The 924-nt window shown below is 69.5% G+C and carries 1 protein-coding gene; it reads left to right on the top strand.

Translation table 11 applies throughout. The features are described from left to right. Positions 1-924: acyl-CoA carboxylase subunit beta (locus tag TR48_RS11090; protein ID WP_042365905.1), on the top strand; the 924-nt coding region annotated here is incomplete at both ends.

The raw sequence follows: 924 nt of genomic DNA, 5'->3' as shown, positions 1-924 counted from the left end.
CTACGCGCACGACTTCCGGATCTTCGGCGGTGCGCTGGGCGAGGCCCACGCGCAGAAGATCCACAAGATCATGGACATGGCCATCGCGGCGGGTGCGCCGCTGGTCTCGCTGAACGACGGCGCCGGCGCGCGGATCCAGGAGGGCGTCACCGCCCTGGCCGGGTACGGCGGCATCTTCCAGCGCAACACCCGCGCGTCGGGGGTGATCCCGCAGATCTCGGTGATGCTCGGCCCGTGCGCCGGCGGCGCGGCCTACAGCCCGGCGCTGACGGACTTCGTCTTCATGGTCCGTGAGACCTCGCAGATGTTCATCACCGGCCCGGACGTGGTCAAGGCCGTCACCGGTGAGCAGATCTCGCAGAACGGCCTGGGTGGTGCGGACGTGCACGCCGAGGTGTCGGGTGTGGCGCACTTCGCGTACGACGACGAGCGCACCTGCCTGGAGGAGGTCCGCTTCCTGCTGTCGATGCTGCCGCAGAACAACCGCGAGACGCCGCCGGTGGAGATGACCGAGGACCCGGCCGACCGGCGTTGCGAGTCGCTGCTGGACCTGGTCCCGGCGGACGGCAACCGGCCGTACGACATGCGCAAGGTGATCGAGGAGCTGGCCGACGACGGCCAGTTCATGGAGGTCCACGAGCGCTGGGCCACCAACGTCATCTGCGCGCTGACCCGCATGGACGGCCAGGTCGTCGGCATCGTCGCCAACCAGCCGCAGTCGCTGGCCGGTGTGCTGGACATCCACGCGTCGGAGAAGGCGGCGCGGTTCGTGCAGCTGTGCGACGCGTTCAACATCCCGCTGGTGACGCTGCTGGACGTGCCGGGCTTCCTGCCGGGTGTGGACCAGGAGCACGGCGGCATCATCCGCCACGGCGCGAAGCTGCTGTACGCGTACTGCAACGCGACGGTGCCGCGGATCTCGCT

Origin of the sequence: Streptacidiphilus neutrinimicus, from assembly GCF_000787815.1 — a bacterium.
Taxonomy (GTDB): Bacteria; Actinomycetota; Actinomycetes; order Streptomycetales; family Streptomycetaceae; genus Streptacidiphilus; species Streptacidiphilus neutrinimicus.
The sequence above is the reverse complement of the archived record's forward strand: the minus strand, read 5'-3'. Positions and strand labels throughout refer to the sequence as shown.